18 protein-coding genes are annotated in these 19,382 nt (G+C 50.9%); 16 read left to right on the top strand and 2 right to left on the bottom strand.

Annotated features, from left to right (window positions below; all coding sequences use genetic code 11):
- The first annotated feature begins 134 nt into the window (after positions 1 to 134).
- From NZD86_RS12610 to NZD86_RS12620, 3 genes are all read left to right on the top strand, one after another.
- Positions 135 to 2,258 carry a S9 family peptidase gene (locus tag NZD86_RS12610; protein WP_268042107.1) on the top strand — a complete coding sequence of 708 codons (2,124 nt, stop codon included), beginning with the start codon at positions 135 to 137 and terminating at the stop codon, positions 2,256 to 2,258.
- Between the two features lie 343 nt (positions 2,259 to 2,601).
- Positions 2,602 to 3,546 (top strand): Tle-like phospholipase domain-containing protein, encoded by a 945-nt coding sequence (locus tag NZD86_RS12615; protein WP_268042108.1) that lies wholly within the window; start codon positions 2,602 to 2,604, stop codon positions 3,544 to 3,546.
- 40 nt (positions 3,547 to 3,586) lie between these two features.
- Positions 3,587 to 4,528 (top strand): alpha/beta hydrolase, encoded by a 942-nt coding sequence (locus tag NZD86_RS12620; RefSeq protein ID WP_268042110.1) that lies wholly within the window; start codon positions 3,587 to 3,589, stop codon positions 4,526 to 4,528.
- A gap of 69 nt (positions 4,529 to 4,597) precedes the next feature.
- Here the strand turns inward: NZD86_RS12620 and csaA are convergent, their stop codons facing one another.
- On the bottom strand, positions 4,598 to 4,930 hold the full coding sequence (gene csaA / locus NZD86_RS12625) for a chaperone CsaA (RefSeq protein ID WP_268042112.1): 333 nt from the start codon (positions 4,928 to 4,930) through the stop codon (positions 4,598 to 4,600).
- Positions 4,931 to 5,087: 157 nt separating this feature from the next.
- On the opposite strand from csaA, the gene NZD86_RS12630 reads away from it, so the two are divergent.
- Complete coding sequence (locus tag NZD86_RS12630) at positions 5,088 to 6,338, top strand: NRAMP family divalent metal transporter (protein WP_268042114.1); 1,251 nt, start codon at positions 5,088 to 5,090, stop codon at positions 6,336 to 6,338.
- A gap of 71 nt (positions 6,339 to 6,409) precedes the next feature.
- On the opposite strand, the gene NZD86_RS12635 is transcribed toward NZD86_RS12630, so the two are convergent.
- Complete coding sequence (locus NZD86_RS12635) at positions 6,410 to 7,657, bottom strand: FAD-dependent oxidoreductase (protein WP_268046868.1); 1,248 nt, start codon at positions 7,655 to 7,657, stop codon at positions 6,410 to 6,412.
- 384 nt (positions 7,658 to 8,041) lie between these two features.
- On the opposite strand from NZD86_RS12635, the gene NZD86_RS12640 reads away from it, so the two are divergent.
- From NZD86_RS12640 to NZD86_RS12695, 12 genes are all read left to right on the top strand, one after another.
- On the top strand, positions 8,042 to 8,959 hold the full coding sequence (locus NZD86_RS12640; protein ID WP_268042116.1) for a DMT family transporter: 918 nt from the start codon (positions 8,042 to 8,044) through the stop codon (positions 8,957 to 8,959).
- A 153-nt stretch (positions 8,960 to 9,112) separates the two neighbouring features.
- Positions 9,113 to 9,634 carry an inosine/xanthosine triphosphatase gene (yjjX, locus tag NZD86_RS12645; protein ID WP_268042118.1) on the top strand — a complete coding sequence of 174 codons (522 nt, stop codon included), beginning with the start codon at positions 9,113 to 9,115 and terminating at the stop codon, positions 9,632 to 9,634.
- Positions 9,635 to 9,667: 33 nt separating this feature from the next.
- Positions 9,668 to 10,669: a Gfo/Idh/MocA family protein gene (locus tag NZD86_RS12650; protein ID WP_268042120.1), complete on the top strand. Its 1,002-nt coding sequence runs from the start codon at positions 9,668 to 9,670 to the stop codon at positions 10,667 to 10,669.
- Positions 10,670 to 11,075: 406 nt separating this feature from the next.
- Complete coding sequence (gene pdhA / locus NZD86_RS12655; protein WP_268046870.1) at positions 11,076 to 12,182, top strand: pyruvate dehydrogenase (acetyl-transferring) E1 component subunit alpha; 1,107 nt, start codon at positions 11,076 to 11,078, stop codon at positions 12,180 to 12,182.
- Complete coding sequence (locus NZD86_RS12660; RefSeq protein ID WP_268042123.1) at positions 12,179 to 13,162, top strand: alpha-ketoacid dehydrogenase subunit beta; 984 nt, start codon at positions 12,179 to 12,181, stop codon at positions 13,160 to 13,162. Before pdhA ends, NZD86_RS12660 begins: the two co-directional genes overlap by 4 nt.
- 48 nt (positions 13,163 to 13,210) lie before the next feature.
- The gene (locus NZD86_RS12665; protein WP_268042125.1) at positions 13,211 to 14,536 is read left to right on the top strand and encodes a dihydrolipoamide acetyltransferase family protein; all 1,326 of its coding nucleotides are present in this window, start codon (positions 13,211 to 13,213) and stop codon (positions 14,534 to 14,536) included.
- Between the two features lie 117 nt (positions 14,537 to 14,653).
- Entirely contained in the window at positions 14,654 to 15,250 is a 597-nt protein-coding gene (locus tag NZD86_RS12670) for a TetR/AcrR family transcriptional regulator (protein ID WP_268042127.1), read from the top strand.
- Positions 15,247 to 16,197 carry a 1,2-phenylacetyl-CoA epoxidase subunit PaaA gene (gene paaA, locus NZD86_RS12675; RefSeq protein ID WP_268042129.1) on the top strand — a complete coding sequence of 317 codons (951 nt, stop codon included), beginning with the start codon at positions 15,247 to 15,249 and terminating at the stop codon, positions 16,195 to 16,197. Before NZD86_RS12670 ends, paaA begins: the two co-directional genes overlap by 4 nt.
- 84 nt (positions 16,198 to 16,281) lie before the next feature.
- Positions 16,282 to 16,617, top strand: a complete 336-nt coding sequence (locus tag NZD86_RS12680; protein ID WP_268042131.1) for a phenylacetic acid degradation protein — start codon at positions 16,282 to 16,284, stop codon at positions 16,615 to 16,617.
- Positions 16,618 to 16,634: 17 nt separating this feature from the next.
- Entirely contained in the window at positions 16,635 to 17,435 is an 801-nt protein-coding gene (paaC, locus tag NZD86_RS12685) for a 1,2-phenylacetyl-CoA epoxidase subunit PaaC (protein ID WP_268042133.1), read from the top strand.
- 27 nt (positions 17,436 to 17,462) lie between these two features.
- Positions 17,463 to 17,960 carry a 1,2-phenylacetyl-CoA epoxidase subunit PaaD gene (gene paaD / locus NZD86_RS12690; RefSeq protein WP_268042135.1) on the top strand — a complete coding sequence of 166 codons (498 nt, stop codon included), beginning with the start codon at positions 17,463 to 17,465 and terminating at the stop codon, positions 17,958 to 17,960.
- A gap of 57 nt (positions 17,961 to 18,017) precedes the next feature.
- Positions 18,018 to 19,343, top strand: coding sequence for a phenylacetate--CoA ligase family protein (locus tag NZD86_RS12695; protein ID WP_268042137.1), 1,326 nt, complete (start codon positions 18,018 to 18,020; stop codon positions 19,341 to 19,343).
- Positions 19,344 to 19,382 lie beyond the last annotated feature (39 nt).

Raw genomic sequence — 19,382 nt, forward strand, 5'->3', positions numbered from 1 at the left:
GGCGCTGGGTGGTCCGTATAACGTCATGTCAGTTGCTTGGTAGGCGATCCTATTCCATCTTACATGGATTATTGCGATAATTATGTCATGCTGGACAAACAAGCATTCATCTATGACAAAGGAGATATTCAACGATGACCCAGCGTACCATCACAGTAGAAGACTTTGCGAGGTTCAAATTGGTCGGGAAGCTAACAGCCTCGCCAAAGGGACGCACCGTTCTTTTTGAGGAACAGACTACAGCCCTAAAGGACGATGAATACCACACTCAGATTAAGCTTGCAGATCTAGAAACCGGACGCATCCGACCATTCGCCTCGAACGGAAAGCGAAACACGCTCCCGAAGTGGGCTCCAGATGGTTCGAAAGTTGCTTTCCTCAGCGATCGAGAACTGGGTACGCAAATTTGGACAATGCCCGCCGACGGTGGAGAAGCAGTTCGCTTAACGAGATTTCGTCATGGTATAGCGGACTTTGCGTGGGCTCCTGACAATCGTTCAATTTTTGCATTAGTATACGCTGGACCTCACGAAGACGTGTCCACCTATGCGCAGGACGTAAAGACTTCAGACATTGAAGAGTCCATTAAAAGTGATGAGAAGTCCTGGTCGGAATCCCCGAAGCGTTATAACCGACTGTATTATAAAAGTGACGGTGCCGGTCTATCGAAACTACGATACACCCAGCTAGTTCAAATAAACTTGGACACTTTGGAGTTCCGCCAACTTACGCATGGCGACGAGTCCCTAAGTAACCCAACTCCGTCCCCGGACGGGAGATATGTACTCTTCACGAAAGGACGCGATCCGGACACACAGTGGTGGTTCTCCGATTTATACAAAATCGACTTGGCATCTCGTGAAATTCAACTCGTCTCAGACGAGCTGATTTACCGGCAGGTGGTGTATTCTCCAAATGGCGACTATCTAGCCGCACTTGCCATGGACCAAACATTTTATGAGTACCGAAGTGCCTCACACATAAAGTTATATTTGTTGACCACAGACGGTAAAATCATTTCTCATCTGACTGCGGATTTTCCCGATGATTTAACGGATTCAAGTTTAACGGATCTACGCGCTAATGTCGCTGACGAAGTGCTTCGTTGGTCCGTGGACAGTGACTACATATATGTGTTATCGACTCGAGAAGGAAAAAGTGAAGTTGTGCGTTTTGATGTAGCTGGTGACAGTCCGCAAGGCGAGATCGTTATTGGAGGATTGCGAGACATATACGCTTTTGACATCGTGACCGATTCGACGATCGCGTTCGCGTACGCCACTCAAACGAATCCCAGCACGCTTTCAACTGCAACCGTTCACGTGACACCGCACGCGGTCCGCCCAGGTCGAAGCCCTTGGGAGCCCATGTCTAGTGTGGAAGAAAACCCTGTACCATGGGGCGACAACGAGTCGGTACTATACGACCCGAACAAAGCGTTCCTTTTGGAAGTTGAACTTTCCATACCTGAGCCGTACTTTTATCAATCCACCGACGATTGGTGGGTCCAAGGGTGGGTGATGCGCCCAACAGGGTTTGAGGACGGGAAAAAGTATCCAGTCATTTTAGAAATTCACGGTGGCCCACAGCTTAATTTCGGTTATGCCATGTTCCATGAAATGCAGTGGTTTGCTGCTCAAGGATATGCAGTTGTCTACACGAACCCACGTGGGGGAAAGAGTTACGGGCAGACGTTCGTAAATGCTGTTCGTCACCACTACGGTGAAGGTGATGCGGCCGACGTGGTAAATGGACTGGACGCAGCACTGAAGACGTATGATTTCCTTGATGGCAGCCGTGTTGCCGTAACCGGTGGAAGCTATGGGGGATTCATGACAAACTGGCTCGTTGGTCACACCAACAGATTCTTTGCAGCTGTGTCACAGCGTTCCATCTCAAATTGGATATCCTTCTTCGGGTGCAGCGACATCGGTCCATTGTTTGTGGAGTCACAGTTGGTTGATAGCGCGGAGGGGAATCTGGCAAGGCTGTGGGAAATGTCTCCCTTAGCATATGTCCAAAACGTTGAGACACCTATTCTCATGCTCCACTCTGAGCAGGACTTGCGCTGTCCAATTGAGCAGGCTGAGCAGTTTTATACGTGGCTTCGTCGGTCGGGGAAGGACGCTGAACTCCTGCGGATTCCCAATGCCAGTCATGGTTTGTCGAGAAACGGAAAACCTTCGCTGCGGGTGAAACGATTACAATCCATTTTTAGTTACATTCATCATCGACTGCCAGAACCAAACAACCTGTAACGCATAACGGGACGGGCTATCCGAAATGTTCACGTTTCGGATAGCCCGATTTTTTATGGTACGACACCTTTCTTAAGCTCTGTATTTTGGGTAAACTGCTTATCACACGGCAGTTTACAAAACATTTATTATGTTACTCGTATGTAATTCTTACCTTGAGTGTCCGTATTATCCAGTTCGCAAGTTGTACACGGATGCGGACTTGGATCACTGGAAATTTTAATGAACAACATTTTGTCCACCAGCCATGGTATACTATGGTACAAATCGCACTTTAGTGTGCTCCGAATTTTGATGTTGATAAAACCATGCAAGCCAAGAGAGGGTGTACTCGGCAACTGTAATGAGGACTTCCGCGTACTGGAGAAGATTACTCGGATTCACTGTCGCATCTGCTCTCTTCGTCATTCCTTTTCGGTTTCTCATTGTCAATGCCGTGGTTGATCCGTCGGCAGTCGAGAACGCGAAACCGAATCAGGAAGTGACCAGCACGAACAGTACCGGCGGGGTGTATGACGGCGTCCTAATGAAGATGTCGGATTTGTCTTATGCAGACTTGAACCCCTATAGGCATCAAACACTCGGGGACTTGGAATCCTTGTCTGCCAAATACAAAGGTCCAAGTGGTGTATACAAGCAAGTTGAATACGTTGACAATCATGACTGGCATATTCCGTATCCCGCTGCGAATCAGTTGTTTTTCTCCGACATGAAGGACTGGAGAATTATTGCAACGGACGATGAGGAAACTGAGGTTGGATTTTACGCCGTAGCCTATCAAAAGGGAAATACTATCGTCATCGCCTATCGGGGGACGAATGACGTAGCCGACTTGTTGTCGGACGCTGGAATATATCTGCAGGTTTCAGAATGGATTGATCAATTAGCACCTGCACAACATTTCGTGGATCAAGTTCGGTCAAGCTTACCTCAGGGTCAGTATCAAGTGGTGTTCACTGGACATTCCATGGGTGCATGGCTGGCACAACGAATGTATGTGACGTATCTCAATAAATATCCAGCTTGGCATGTGGCTGGGGCGACTGTGTTTGATTCTATCGGGACGCACTTTCATCCAGACGTTTCTGGCGTGACGCACGTCAAGGACTATCGTTACCAGGGGGATGTGTTCAGTCATTATGGTTCGTCCCTAGGACAAGAAATTGAAGTCAAGGACCCGACACCAGGTCAGTCCTTATATGATAAACACCAGATGCACGATTTTTACCCATACTTCTACCCGGTTCATTCTGCACAACTGCGTCAGAGTACAACAGTCGTGGTCTGATTGTGCCTAAGGAACCATTACTTGGTTAGGGGTGGTCGTATTGCCAAAACATTCCGTATCGCTAAAAGTGGATGAGAACACAACGCTGTTCGGTCACGTCTGGTCCCCAGAATCCAGATCATCGATACCTGCTGTTGTTGTTCTTCTCCACGGAATGGGTGAACACATTGGTCGCTACGAATCGTTTGCACAGGTTCTTAATCGCGAAGGATATGTCGTATATGGCCATGATCAACGGGGTCACGGCAAAACGGGTGAGGCTACAACATCACATGGCTACCTTGGCCCGAACGGGTTTCAGCAACTAGTAGACGACGCTGCCCAGATGGTGCACTTAGTAAAAGATGCACATCCAAACGTTCCAGTGGTTCTTTTTGGGCACAGTATGGGGTCCTTCGTTGCACAATCGTTCTTGTCGCGCCATGCCGGAAAAATTGATGCATGCGTTTTATGCGGCAGCAACGGACCCGAAGGACGGTTGCTGCTCGTCGCTCGATACTTGGCCAAGAGGTATGCGAGAAAATTTGGAGTTCATGCCGAAAGCAAACTTTTGACGAAATTGACTTTTGGTGCATATAACCGCGCATTCCGTCCGAATCGGACACCATTTGACTGGTTGACCCGCGACACGGATGCCCTTCAAGCGTATTTATCGGACTCACAGTGCGGTTTTCCGCTGTCCGCGGCGTCAATGCACGACATGTTCACAGAATTGGGCGAAATCTTCCGCCGTGAGCGTATGAGCCAAATCCCGCGAGATTTACCCATTTTTATCATTGCTGGGGAGGCCGATCCCGTTGGTCACCAAGGCAAAGGAATATACCGCCTCATCGATGTCTATCGAAAAGCGGGACTGACAGCTGTTTCCTATCGTATCTATCCTCAGGCTAGACACGAACTCCTTCATGAAATCAATCGGGAGACAGTGTACCAAGACATTCTCGCATGGCTTGATTCAGCCGTTAGAGACAAGTTGGCGTAGTCGCGCTTCTAGCCATGATGTAGCCATGGCCTCTCCCACAACGGAACCTCGTCCACAACTGGTGCTACATTAGGCGATTGGCGTTCCGTTTGGCACGGCTTCATCCAACCCCAGCAAAACAACGTCTCCTTTTTCGGGTACGCCCCCCATCACAAGTACTTCGGATTGAAATCCCGCGATTCGACGGGGTGGAAGATTAACGACAGCGACCACCTGCCTGCCAACGAGTTGGTCGGGCGTATATCGCTTTGTAATCTGTGCGCTCGACTGCTTGACACCGATTGAAGGCCCGAAATCAATTTTCATTTTAATGGCTGGCACTCGAGCCTCCGGAAAAGGCACTGCCTCGGTGACTGTACCCACACGAAGATCAAGCTTTAAAAAATCATCAATCGTTGCCACAATAATCTGCCGCCTTTCGGAAAAGACATACTCATCAGTTGTACAACTCTAAAATATGGACCCAACAACTAGAATCTTGACTATTGTAATCAACATTGTAGTTAGACTATACTAACTGATGTTGTTAGATAACACGAATTATATATGAGGTATGGCGATGAGAGTACTGTTTCAGTCACAGTCAAAACAGCCTTTTCGAAGACTGATAACCATTTTGGCCACCTTTGGCCCAGGCGTAATCGTGATGCTCGCAAATACAGATGCCGGCTGTATCATTACTGCCGCACAGTCTGGTGCGCAGTGGGGATATGCGATGGTGCTACCCCAAATTATTTTAATTCCTATCGTCTATTTGGTACAAGAGATTACTGTACGACTTGGTATTGCGACAGGAAAAGGGCACGGTGACTTGATCCGTGAACGTTTTGGGCGCAAGTGGGCTATCTTTTCTGTGTCGACATTGTTTCTATCCGCAATTGGCGCTTTGGTTACGGAGTTCAGTGGAATAGCTGGGGTAGGGGAGCTATTTGGGATCTCTCCACATTACAGCGTATCCGTCGCAACCATCGTCCTCGTCTTGATGGGTCTGACCGGAAGTTATAAGCGTGTCGAACGCATTGGGATCGCCATGGGCCTATTTGAATTACTCCTGGTACCCGCAGCATTGATGGCCCACCCGAGTGGGAAACAACTGGTTCAGGGGTTGGGCACACTGCCGCTAGACAATCCGAATTACGTATTCCTCTTGGCAGCAAATGTAGGCGCCGTTATTATGCCATGGATGATTTTTTATCAACAATCTGCTGTGGTGGATCGAAAGCTGGGGCGCCAGCACTTGCGGGGCGCTCGGATCGATACCGCCGTCGGTTCATTGCTCACGCAAATCGTTATGATCGCCGTGGTTGTTATGATTGCTGCGACCATTGGCCGGCATGATCCTGGAAAGGCGCTCGACACCGTGGCGCAGATTTCCCAGGGACTGCTGCCGTTCCTTGGCGCAACAGGAGCGAAGGTTATTTTTGGACTCGGAATGCTCGGTGCCAGTTTTGTTGCTGCATTGGTTGTATCCTTGGCAGGCGCTTGGGGGATTGGGGAGGTTGCTGGATTTAAACACAGCGTCAATCACAAGGTGAAGGACGCGAAATGGTTCTATCTAATTTACACGGCCGCACACGTTGGAGGCGCGATTCTCGTTTTCAGCGGCATCAATCTCGTTAACCTTGCTGTTGATACGGAAGTCATGAACGCACTCTTGTTGCCCATTGTTCTCAGTTTCCTACTTGTCTTAGAAGCGAAAGTTTTACCGAAGGAATGGCGCATGACAGGCGTATACAAGTATATCGTCTGGTCAATATCGACAATTGTCATGCTATTTGGTGTGTACATGGGCATCAAAGTTATTTTTTAGTCGACATTTTTCACTGGGGAAGTCAAACGAGCGACGTTACCATCACGGGAACAGTGCTTCGTGGCCAAGGGTTAGATATATGCACCTTGGCGACGAAGCTCCTCTTGTACGTCGCGAATATCAGCGTGCTTGATTGCCGCATACAATCCTGCTGCAACGCCTGCCGCGTGACCGGTTCCGAATGATGTCCCCATGACGCGCGAAGAGGCGAATGCGACCGGATCGCAATCAATGATCCGGCCCGCGGACCAGAGATTTTCAATCCCTTCAACGTCTAGTGATCGGAGAGGTATATCATAATAGGCTCGGTCTTTGATTTGGCGATAAACTGCGGGTTGACCAGGTTGGTGAATCTCAACGGGCCAGCCTCCACGGGCGACGACATCCTCGTGTCTTACGCCGTTCAAGGCATCTTCACCGGTCAGCGTATAATGGCCCTTGACGTGACGTGTTTCGCGAACGCCAATAGACGGACCCGTTTGAACCAGGTACGCTTGTTCAAATCCAGGCATGTGGCTGCGAAAGACATCGAGATAATGCCATGCCTGATTCCGTGCAGACATCTCTGCTTTTGTAAGACTTGCCGAATCAAGACCATTGACCACCTCATCCGCGAACATCGCGAGAATGTGTCCGGAACCAGGGAGTCGAACCGCCATTCCTTTCTCTTTCGTCAAGACCGTATCTCCAGCGGCTTTGGCAAGGTGCACGGCGTCCGCAAACGCTTGACGAGATAAGGATGCATCTGCAGGTACCCCGCCAATGCGCATCACGAGCGTAGCCGCCTGTACTTGACCTTCGTCGTCTCCAAATCTGACTTTACCGCCTGCGAGTGACGTTAAGTCTCCTTCGCCGCTGGCGTCTACGAAAGCTGCTGCCTCGATTTCAAATGACCCACTATGATCAAAACACTGGACGGCTTGAATCGATCCGTCGGATATGACCACATTCGTCACATTACAGTGAAGCCGAGGTGTGACACCTGCTTGGACAACACACTGGTCCAGGGCATACTTTGTCGCTTCCGCGTCAAGGGGAACAATGACGTTGCCGGAACCAGGATTTCGGAAGGGGCCGGGGTACGCACCCAGTCGCTGCAGGGTATCCAGGAATTGATTCGCCACACCTCCGACAACTTGCAAAAGCGGTTCCTGTTGTGCGAATAAGCCGCACACAGTCAAAACAGAACTGTGCGTTGCAGCCCCTCCGAAATAGGGATTCTTCTCAATGAGGATCGTTCGCACCCCAGAATTTGCCGCGCCAATAGCCGCCGCCACACCAGCGGAGCCACCACCGACGACGACCACATCAAAATGCATGCGCTTCACGAAACGAAACGCCTCCTAACACTTAAATGTAAAGCTTTGTCCGTTGTAACTTGACTTATAAATTACCGAAATGAAGGTTTCGAACACATAGGCAAGCAAGAAACAGAATAACACAAACTAGAATGATCCCCTAAATGTACAAACTTATCTAGTTTAGAGTTATTAAGAAAACTGGATTGAATCGAAATGATAAAGCCATGAAGAAAATGCAATTGGTCCTATCATAACCGATTGGACGTTTGTTACGCACGCGCGCGCACAGCCGTTTAACGGAACTTACATACGTCACAACCGGCGAGGATCGGCTACAATAAGGGAAGAATGTGACAGCACACTTCACCTACACCAGTGTGTGATATTGATGAAAGAAGGTCTTTGACGTTGGCCGTGGTGGACTTATTGATGCTTATCGGACTAGCTGCGTTGTGGGGTGCGTCCTTTTTGTTCATGAGGGTTGCTGTACCGATTCTTGGGCCATTTCTTCTGATTGACATGCGTGTTCTCATTGCCGCAGCGTCGCTGGTTGTCTACGCAGCCGCTATGCGTCATCGCATTCAAATTCTTGAGAAATGGAAGTCCTACATGATTTTAGGAGCCATTAATGCTGCGATACCTTTTTGCCTCATTTCAATCGCTGAGTTGAAATTGTCAGCCGCGTTAGCCGCGATTTTGAACGCGACAACACCCATGTTTACGGCCGTCGTCGCTCGGTTTTGGCTCGGTGACACCTTCACCTGGCGAAAAATTGTAGGCTTGATTCTTGGGTTATTTGGGGTTTTCGTTGCTGTTGGCGGGACTTCCATCATACATGGTCAATCTCCGGTAGCATGGGCTATCTGTTCACTATTAGCAGCGCTTTCCTATGGGTTCGGTGGAGTTTACTCGGCGCGTGCATTTAAGCAAGAGCGGCCCATGAATTTAGCAATCGGACAGCAACTCGCGGCTGGTATCTGGCTGTTGCCTCTGGACCTGGTATGGCGTCCGCACAAACAGATGACGACCACCGTTCTCGTGTCTGTTCTGGCTCTAGCTATTCTCTCGACAGCTCTAGCGTATTTGTTTTATTTCCAGCTCATGCAGCGAGTGGGACCCGTCAAAACGATCAGCGTTACGTTTCTCGTCCCTATCTTCGGGTTAGTTTGGGGTGCGGCGTTCCTCCACGAACCACTCACGTGGCGACTGATTGCGGCCCTCATCATCATTCTTGTCAGCGTCGGCCTCGTGATGAACGTTCAGTTTCGCAAAAGGAGGGAACAGTTAACAGCCCAGGTTCCCGTCAGTACAGATAAGTAAAGACGCTCTCTACTTAGGGGCTTCGAATCGTGCCCTGTCGCTGGTGACTTACGACCACGCAACGAAGCAAAAAGTTTACGCCAAACTAGCAGGTGGTTCCGAGTGACGTGTGGAAGGACGTATACACTGCACGACAATCAAGGAGGCTCTCTGTTGAAAATTGCTGTTGGTACGAAGAATCCGGCCAAACTTCAAGCTGTGACGCTCGCGTTTGAAAAAATGGGGTATAACGCGACAATAACAGGCGTAAATGTACCCTCAGACGTGTCCGATCAACCGTTTTCCGACGACGAGACAGTGCGAGGGGCAATCAACCGGGCCACTGCGGCACTCGCCGCCGGAGCGTACGACTTTGGTATCGGCTTAGAAGGTGGTGTGGTGGACACGAAGTACGGCATGATGCTGAGCAACTGGTGTGCAATTGTCAGCCCCCAGGAACCCGTGAGTCTCGGTGGGGGTGTTCGCATGCTTCTCCCGGAAACCATTGCAGCGGAAGTACGCCAGGGCCGGGAACTCGGCCACGTTATCGATGACTGGGCCGGCCGACACGACGTGGCAAAGGGAGAAGGGACCATTGGCATCCTGACTCACGGACACATCACCCGATCCGCCATGTTCCGCGACGCTGTCATCTGCGCATTCTCACCGTTTGCCCTACGCGGCGATAACGCTTAGTTAAGCCTTTATGAGGTGGAGGTAGGTTTAAAAATGATCCGGACAGCCCTTTTGAGTCGGTGGCACGTTCACGCGAACGATTATGCACGGCAAGCCAAGGAACATCCGCACGTTGAGATCGTACGAGTTTGGGACGACGATGAAACGCGAGGCCGCAAATGGGCTGACGAACTCGGCGTACCGTTTGAATCGAGCCTCGCAACACTACTTCAAGACGATACCATTGATGCGGTCATCGTCGATACGCCCACGCAGTTACATAAAGACGTGATCATAGCTGCTGCCAAGCACGGAAAGCACATTTTTTCCGAAAAAGTCCTGGCGTTCACCGTCGCAGACTGCGAAGAAATCTTTTCCACAGTCGATGAAAATAGAGTCAAGCTCATGCTCTCCCTGCCCCGTCTCACCGATCCGTACTACCTGTATGCACAAAAGGCGGTCGATGACCAACTCCTCGGCAAGGTAAATACCATCCGTTGCCGTTTGTCGCACAATGGGGCGGTATCAACAAAGGAGAACCCGAACGGATGGTTGCCCGCGACATTTTTCGATCCGGTCTCATGCGGTGGAGGAGCCCTTATCGATCTAGGTGCCCATCCAATTTACCTAATCAATCGTCTGGCGGGTCAACCAAAGGTTGTGAACGCAACATTATCTGGGATTCTCGATCTCCCGGTAGATGACAACTCCGTGGTAACCGTTCAGTATGAGTCCGGTGTGATCGGAATCATGGAGGCAGGATTTTCGTCGGGTAGCAGTCCGTTCTTGCTTGAACTGTACGGCACCAAAGGAACCTTGCTCATCGAGGATGAACAGATTCGAATTCGCTCTGAGGCAACGGGACCAACTGAGTGGGTTATTCCGAACGATGTCCCTGATCGGATTGCGTCACCGTTTGCTCAATGGGTTAAGTGGATCGAGGAGGGGGAGGAACCGACCATCACAAGACAGGACATACTCCACTTGACGCTGATCAACGAGGCTGCCAGAACCTCGTCGGAAACAGAGCAGGCGGTCGTAATCCATCAGCCATGACAAATAAACACGTTAAAGTGCAGAGAATTTCATGAATCATGAAGGAGCTGACCATTTGGCCGTGACCAGATGGGCAGCTCCTACCGTTTTGGTGACGATGTCTTCGCTTCCTGCATATGATGTTAGAATTCGCCGGACTGGGCGTAGGGACCTACACCTGACGTCCCCAACCACGGTCGGACTGTAAAACTCAAACTTTTAGCTATTTGAAAATTAGCGAGTAATTTTATATACTATAACCAATCAAGCGCTTGTTTTGAACTCGTCCACAACTGCCGTCTCTTCTTGTGAATCACGTCCAACGATTTGCAGGCCGATTGGAAACCGCAGTTGCATTTATTTGAACAGATTTGTAAGCGTTTTCATGTTGTTTCAGCCATTTGCAGTAAAGGAAAGGGAGATTCAGATGATCATTGAAGAAAGCCTTCGAAGAATCAGTTCAGAACCGCACGAAGACTTCTATCAAGTACTCACGCCTGAGGGCGAGCTTCTGATTCCCATTGACGGAATGATTGATAACTCCCTCGCAGTTGGTATGTATCGGCATATGGTTTACGCCCGGACATTCGACCGTAAATGTATCTCGCTTCAACGGCAAGGTCGAATGGGTACGTACGCCCCGTTTGAAGGGCAGGAAGCTGCGCAAATTGGAAGTGTCTTGGCACTTTCTGATGATGATTGGATGTTTCCGTCGTACCGTGAGCACGCGGCCACCGTCACTCGTGGTCAACCGCTGCAAACCGTCATCAGGTACTGGAAAGGAAGACTGGACGGAGGAGTCGGATATCGTGAGAAACATATCCTTCCACCGTCGGTTCCTATTGCAACGCATCTACTGCACGCAGTTGGCGCTGCATGGGCCAGCCGAATTCGGCACGAAGCGGCTGTCAGCATCGCGTACTTCGGAGACGGCGCGACATCTGAGGGAGACTTCCACGAATCACTAAATTTTGCTGGTGTCAACCGATTACCAGTCATTTTCCTCTGTCAAAACAACGGCTACGCCATCAGCGTCCCATTTAACAAACAGTCCTCCTCCAGGACCATCGCGCAAAGAGCTTCAGCATACGACATCGAGGGTATCCGCGTGGATGGCAATGACGTATTTGGTGTGTACATGGCCGTATCAGAAGCAAGAAAGCGTGCACTTGAGGGCCAAGGTCCAACTCTCGTCGAGGCGGTTACGTTCCGTTACGGTGCTCACACGACGGCGGATGATCCCAAGAAGTACCGTGACCAGGAAGAACTGCTGGCCAAGTGGAGAAAGCGGGATCCCATCCACCGACTGAGAAGGTTTCTCGAACGGGAAGATCTTTGGGATGAGCGTCAGGAGTCTCAACTTGCAGCGGACTGCACGGAGCAAATTGATCAGGCGATATCTGAAGTGTTGAGTCTGCCACCGGAACAACCCGAAGCCATGTTTGAGCACGTCTATGCAGAGGCCCCATGGCATATCGCCGAACAACGTGAGGAGTTGAACCGAATTTTGCGGAAGGACGGGATGCAGTCGTGACGCAGAAATTGAACATTATTCAGGCTATTACACAAGCATTGGATCAAAAGCTGGCGGATGATCGTCGTGTCATGCTCCTAGGCGAAGACATCGGTACCAATGGGGGTGTCTTTCGGGCGACGGACGGCTTGTTGGAGAAATACGGAGCCGACCGCGTTGCGGATACGCCGTTAGCTGAGTCAGGGATTGTGGGCTCAACCATCGGTCTCGCGCTCAACGGTATGATTCCCGTTGCAGAAATTCAGTTTCTCGCTTTTCTCTATCCGGGACTCGAGCAAGTTCTGTCGCACGCTGCTCGTATGCGTCATCGCAGTCGTGGAGAATACACACTGCCGATGGTTATCCGGACACCATATGGTGCTGGCATCCGCGGACCGGAACTGCATTCAGAAAGTGTCGAAGCGTTTTTCGCCCAGACACCTGGATTGAAGGTTGTTGTACCAAGCACGCCGTACGATGCAAAAGGGCTTCTGATTTCGGCAATCGAGGATCCGGATCCTGTCTTGTTCCTTGAGCCAACGAAAATCTACCGTTCCTTCCGCGAAGACGTTCCGGAAATGTTGTATCGCGTACCCATTGGCAAGGCAAAAGTTGTTCAAGAGGGCAGTGACATATCCATCTTCGCGTGGGGAGCCATGATGCCTGTCGCTGTAAGCGCTGCCAAACAGATTGAAGAGGAACGAGGATGGACGTGTGATGTGATCGATCTTCGCACGATTTACCCGTTGGACAGGGACTGCATCATCGAATCTGTAAAAAAGACTGGCCGCGCGGTCGTCGTCCAGGAAGCGCACAAGACAGCCAGTATGGGAGCGGAACTCGTTTCATTAATCAACGATGAAGCACTTATGTATTTGCGTGCGCCCGTCAAGCGGATATCCGGATTTGACGTTCCAGTTCCGTTATTTGCACTCGAAGACGATTACATGCCAACTACCGCACGTGTGAAGGCAGGCATTGCAGAAACAATGCTGTTCTGACGGAGATGCCTTAGATTTTCGTGCAGCAGCAGGCGAAGGGGGCAGAGCATGTTTGAATTTAAGTTACCGGACATTGGAGAGGGCATGCACGAAGGGGACATTCAGAAGTGGCTCGTACGAGTTGGAGATGAAGTGCGCGCAGACCAACCAATTGTAGAGGTTCAAACCGACAAAGTTACCGCTGAGTTGCCGTCGCCTGTTTCTGGCGTCATCAGCAAAATTCTGTGTCAGGAAGGCCAAACAGTCACAGTGGGAACAACGATTGTTGTCATCGATGAGGCTTCCGAAGCAGAAGTGAGCGCGGCAGCGACCACCATGGTCGATAAACCGCAGGTCGGGGTGACTCAGACTGGCGATGGGGAGAGCGCCCAACAGCCCTACACCGAAACCGTGCCCACACCAGCATCAGTCGGTGTTCCGAAAACAACAAGGCCGGCCCAGCGAGTCATTGCGACGCCGCATGTTCGCAGTCTTGCGCGGCGCATGTCAATTGACATCGAACAAGTCACAGGTACTGGTCGCGGAGGCCGGGTGACCGAGTCCGACTTAGAGTCGTTCGCAGATAAGGTACAAAGACAACAATCTGAACAGGGTGCTTTACCGGAACGGCCTGTCGATTCAGAAGAAAGAGAAGAGGGACTTCGCGCTCACATGACGGTAGAGCGCGGCGCTCGCGAGGAGCGCATTCCACTCAGAGGAATTCGCAAGCAAATCGCGATGCACATGGTGAAATCTGTGTCGACCATTCCGCACGTGACGCACGTGGACGAGATCGAAATGGACGCACTTCACGCTTTGCGGGACCGGCTAAAACCGCACGCAGAGGCTCGAAATGTGAAACTGACATTTCTGCCGTTCTTCATTAAGGCGTTGGTCATCGCACTGAAAGAATTTCCTATGCTGAACGCATCTTTGGATGATGCACACAGCGAGATCATCCAAAAGCACTACTATCACATTGGCATTGCCACCGATACGGACAATGGACTGGTTGTCCCGGTCATCAAAGACGCCGACAAAAAAACGATGTTCCAGCTTGCATGTGAAGTTCAGACACTTGCGGCTCTTGCACGAGAAGGAAAATTGACGCTCGATCAAATCACTGGTGGCACCTTCACCATCACCAATATTGGACCTATCGGAGGACTCTACGCGACTCCTATCATTAACCATCCAGAGGCGGCCATTCTGGGACTCCACAAAATGGAGCCGAGAAGCGTTGTTCGCAATGGGGAAAGCGTCATTCGCGTCATGATGAACATTTCCTTATCATTTGACCATCGATTGATCGACGGTGCCACAGCAGTTCGCTTTACCAATCGAATGAAGGGGTTGCTCGAGGACCCGGATCAATTGTTTTTGGAATTAACTTAGCTTCTGCGAAAAATGCAACCCCGCTAATTGAAAAGTCAGACAATTTTGTATAGCATAAAGCAAAGCAATCGCTTGTTTTAAATTCGCTATAAACCAAGGAGAAAAGGAAGACTACTAGTGGGTAGGCCAAGTCAAAAGGAACAGATTCTGGCGGCTGCTGGACGGCTGTTCAGCAAGAAGGGATATCATGCGACGACGATTCGGGAGATCGCTGAAGAGACAGGGATTCTGTCAGGAAGTCTGTATGCACACATTCAGTCAAAGGAAGACCTACTATTTGAAATCGTGGACGAAGGCGCGATGGCATTTCTCAACTCGATTGAGGACATCGTGAACAGCCCATCTGATCCCGTGACCAAGCTTCGTGCCGGCCTCGCCGCACACATCCAAGTTATTGCAGAACACCTGGACGCGTCGACGGTCTTCTTTCACGAATGGCAGGCCTTATCGGAACCAAGGCGGGAAATGATCCAGAAAAAACGCGACCAATACGAGGCTCAGTGGGCTGCGATATTAGATGCTGGTGCAAGAGAAGGCGTGTTTGCATCACGGGATCCCAAGTTCGCACGGCTGCTCATCTTGTCCGTGGCAAACTGGGTGTATCAGTGGTACCGACCCACTGGAAACCTTTCACCATCAGACATCGCCGAACGATTTACAGACGTCATTGTAGATGGTTTGAAACCAGTCCCGAGTGAGGAGGGTACAAAATGACCGAGGTAGAGCAAATGACGCGGTTTATGGAGCGGATCGAACGCGGCGAGAAGATCGAGTCAACCGATTGGATGCCGCACGAATACCGCATCCTCCTGTTGCGACTCATACACATGCATGGCATCAGCGAAATCATGGGCGCGTACCCTGAAAAAGAATGGGTTCCGAAAGCACCGACGCTGCGTCGCAAGTTGTCCCTGATGGCGAAAGTACAGGACGAAATTGGTCATGGCCAACTTCTGCTGCGCGTGGCAGAAGATCTCGCGAAGCCGCTCGGAAGAGTGCGGGATGACCTCATTACCGACGTCTTTACGGGCAAAATCAAGTTCCACAACGTCTTTCACATGGATGCGCCAACCTGGGCCGACGCGGGTCTCATTGGCTGGTTGGTTGACGGTGCAGCCATCATTACACAGACGGCATTGCTCGATTGCTCGTATGGACCCTACGCGCGTGTCCTCAAGCGGATCTGTGCTGAGGAGAGCTTTCACATGCAGCACGGCGAGTCCATCATTCTGTCTCTGGCGGAAGGGACGGACGCACAGCGTGAAATGCTCCAGGATGCCCTCAACCGTTGGTGGGAGTCCCTGTTGTTTTTCTTCGGACCTGAGGAGGTATCCGAAGCGGCTCACAAAATGACGGTCTATAAAATTCGATCGCTATCCAACGAGGAGCTTCGACAGAAATTCCTCAGTCGCTACATTCCGCGTATCAAATCCGTCGGATTGACCATCCCGGACGATAATCTTCGATACGACGATGTAACAGGCAAATGGAAGTTCACAGAACCAGATTGGGAGAAATTTTCCTACATGGTACGAGAGAATCAAGGCCCCAAATCACAAGAGCGCATCGCACTTCGGCGCCACGCACACGCAGACCACACATGGGTCCGTCAAGCCCTCGTTGGGTCTAAAGGCATGAGAACTGAATCACAAGCTGGCTAGCACGCCGTTGCTCAAACCGAGTATTGCACCCTTCGTGTCCACGAAAGAGATGGGCAACTACCGGTACTAGGAGGGAGACTAGCCATGTCCGACACAAACAGCGAAGAACACTATCCTGTCTATGAGGTTTTTGTCCAGAAAAGCCAACTGGATTCCCATGTGCATGTCGGAAGTGTGCTCGCACCAAACCCAACGCTCGCTTTACAAGTCGCAAGGGAGAACTTCTTGAGGCGCGACAAAGCCGTCAACATATGGGTTGTGCCGCAGACTGAAGTCCACGGGACGTCGTACGACGAAGAGCACTTCTTTGCACGGGAGTTTGATCGGAGTTATCGCGAAGTCGGAGGATACGCCGACAACGCACGTCGATGGAAGGCGTTTAAACAGAAAATGATGACAATCGATGAACTAAGCCCATGAGAAAGGAGGTGCTAGCCGTGGTACAGAGCCAAGCCTCTCTCAAAGCAGGTGCATCAAGTGCGTCGATGGCACTCGTGGACTTTATTTACCAACTCGCGGATGATGAACTCATCGTGGGCCACCGAAGTTCCGAATGGCTTGGTATGGCACCAGACATTGAGGAAGACGTAGCCTTCGCCAGTATGGCGCAAGACGAGATCGGTCATGCAACGTTCTTCTACGGTTTGCTTGAGACGCTCGGCGAAGGGTCTGCCGATGAACTTGCGTTCGCGCGCCCGGTCGCCACGCGTAGGAATGCCCGCTTCTTGGAATCGGAAAATGGCGACTGGGCGGAAACCATAACACGCAGGTTGTTCTACGAGGTGTTTGAACAGAATCGTCTAAGCGCATTGCTTGAGTCGTGCTATGAGCCGCTCGCTCAGGGTGCCCAGAAAATCATGCGCGAGGAGTACTACCATCTCCTGCATATCCAAACGTACTTCCAGCGGCTTGCCTCGGCTGGGGGAGAAGCCCGGCGTCGATTGGAAAACGCTGTTCAGCGGCTATTGCCGTTAGCGGGAGACTTGTTCGATCTCGGCCCACATCGTGACGCGCTCCTCGAAACTGGAATCTTAAATCGTTCGGAGGAACAACTTCGCAACATGTGGCTGGAGCGAATCGGATCTCTACTACAGGAATCTGGCCTTAGTTGGCCCGAAGCAACATTCGGCGCGCCTGCCACTCGAAGCGGTCGAAGAGGGGAACATACCCCCGCGCTTCATCAACTACTAAAGATCATGGGGGAAGTTTACTTCTCGGATCCAGGTGCCCGCTGGTAGAAGGACTGTACTGAAAGGGGGTGACGGATGGTGGTACAGCAGACCAGATTGGATGATCAAACGATTTCCGAAAGCGTATTCATACAACTTGACGCCATCAAGGATCCAGAGATTCCCTCGGTGAGTGTGCGCGAACTCGGTATGGTGCGGTCTGTCGACGTGATTGACGGACATGTGTCCATTGAGATGTTGCCAACATTTGTTGGGTGTCCGGCACTTGAAATCATCCGTCGAAATGTCGAAGGCGAGATCGCAAAGGTCGAAGGCGCACAAGATGTAACCGTTCAGTTTGTCATGACTGAACCGTGGACGTCTGATCGCATTACGGATGATGGAATCGAGAAACTGAGGCGATTTGGCATCGCACTTCCCGTACGCGAAGGTGATAAAAAGATACGCCCAACCTGCCCCTACTGTGGCAAAGGGGACACGAACGTGGAGAACTTGTTCGGTCCGACTGCCTGCCGGGCAATTTTCTACTGCAACAGTTGTGGCCAACCGTTTGAGGCCATGAAGCGCGTGTAATGTGCTTTGGGGTGAGTAGTCGAGAATCCAGATTCCGTCAAGGGAGTGACTTCGGTCATGTTCCAACCAGATGTCGAAACGATTCCAAGAGAGACGCTGACTCAGTTGCAGATTAATCGCTTGCAGAAGACAGTCAAACTCGCGTACGAATGTGTCCCGTTTTATCGGCACAGACTGGACCGTTTAAACATTCATCCGGATGACATCCGCTGTTTAAACGATATCGTCCGGCTCCCGTTCACGTGCAAGCAGGATTTGAGAGATAACTACCCATTTGGGCTCTTTGCCGTCAACCAAAAAGATGTCATACGCTACCACGCATCATCTGGAACAAAAGGAAAGCCAACGGTGGTTGGCTATACGCGACACGATGTCGATGTCTGGGCGGAGTGTGTCGCACGCGCCATTGTAACGGCGGGTGGACGTCCGCATGATGTGTTTCACGTTGCATATGGTTACGGACTGTTCACAGGTGGACTCGGTTTCCATTATGGCGCCGAGCGAGTGCCCATGACAGTTGTTCCTGTGTCTGGAGGAAATACCACACGCCAAATCACTTTAATTGAAGATTTCCTGCCGCGCGGCATTGCGGCCACTCCGTCTTACGCCCTAAACATCGCTGAAACAATGGAATCAATGGGAAAAGATCCACGGAAGACAAGTATTGACTATGGCATTTTTGGTGCGGAACCATGGTCAGAGGAGATGCGTAAGCAGCTCGAAGAGAAACTGGGACTCAAAGCCATTGATGTCTACGGTTTGTCGGAAGTGATGGGTCCGGGTGTCGGGATCGAATGCGCGGAAGCACAGGATGGCCTGCATATTGTGGAGGACCATTTTTACGTTGAGGTCGTTGACCCGCAAACGGGAATGCCCGTGCCAAATGGACAACTTGGAGAACTCGTCTTCACAACCCTGACGAAAGAAGCACTGCCCATGATCCGGTACCGGACGGGAGACATCGCCTTCTTGTATCCAGACCCTTGCCGCTGTGGACGGACGCACGTGCGAATGTCACGGGTAAAAGGGCGGCTCGATGACATGCTCATCGTCCGGGGTGTGAATGTTTTCCCGTCTGAAGTCGAGGCAGTCGTGCTATCCAACTCCCAACTCTCGCCGTACTATCAAATTATCGTCGACCGATCGGGCACACTTGACGAACTGAGTATCTCAGTCGAGGTTTCCGAATCGTTCATTCACCAAGTGGGCACATTCGATGTCCATCACGAAGCTTTTCGAATACTCCACGAGGAATTGAATGAAGCAATTCGGCATACGCTCAACGTTGCGGCAAGTGTGACACTTTGCCAGCCAGGAACGCTACCCCGCAGTGAAGGTAAAGCAGTGCGTGTGGTCGACAAGAGAAAACTCTATCAAGCCTAATGAAAATATTCGAACAAATGGTACCCTGGCCTTAGACAC

Origin of the sequence: Alicyclobacillus dauci, assembly GCF_026651605.1 — a bacterium.
GTDB classification, from domain to species: domain Bacteria; phylum Bacillota; class Bacilli; order Alicyclobacillales; family Alicyclobacillaceae; genus Alicyclobacillus; species Alicyclobacillus dauci.

Bases quoted from the DNA above. Each gene is read 5' to 3' on its own strand.
- NZD86_RS12665 (WP_268042125.1), top strand. From the start codon at position 13,211: ATGTTTGAATTTAAGTTACCGGACATTGGAGAGGGCATGCACGAAGGG.
- NZD86_RS12635 (WP_268046868.1), bottom strand. From the start codon at position 7,657: ATGCATTTTGATGTGGTCGTCGTCGGTGGTGGCTCCGCTGGTGTGGCG.
- pdhA (WP_268046870.1), top strand. From the start codon at position 11,076: ATGATCATTGAAGAAAGCCTTCGAAGAATCAGTTCAGAACCGCACGAA.
- NZD86_RS12615 (WP_268042108.1), top strand. From the start codon at position 2,602: ATGAGGACTTCCGCGTACTGGAGAAGATTACTCGGATTCACTGTCGCA.
- NZD86_RS12695 (WP_268042137.1), top strand. From the start codon at position 18,018: ATGTTCCAACCAGATGTCGAAACGATTCCAAGAGAGACGCTGACTCAG.
- NZD86_RS12680 (WP_268042131.1), top strand. From the start codon at position 16,282: ATGTCCGACACAAACAGCGAAGAACACTATCCTGTCTATGAGGTTTTT.
- NZD86_RS12630 (WP_268042114.1), top strand. From the start codon at position 5,088: ATGAGAGTACTGTTTCAGTCACAGTCAAAACAGCCTTTTCGAAGACTG.
- NZD86_RS12610 (WP_268042107.1), top strand. From the start codon at position 135: ATGACCCAGCGTACCATCACAGTAGAAGACTTTGCGAGGTTCAAATTG.
- NZD86_RS12650 (WP_268042120.1), top strand. From the start codon at position 9,668: ATGATCCGGACAGCCCTTTTGAGTCGGTGGCACGTTCACGCGAACGAT.
- paaA (WP_268042129.1), top strand. From the start codon at position 15,247: ATGACCGAGGTAGAGCAAATGACGCGGTTTATGGAGCGGATCGAACGC.
- paaD (WP_268042135.1), top strand. From the start codon at position 17,463: ATGGTGGTACAGCAGACCAGATTGGATGATCAAACGATTTCCGAAAGC.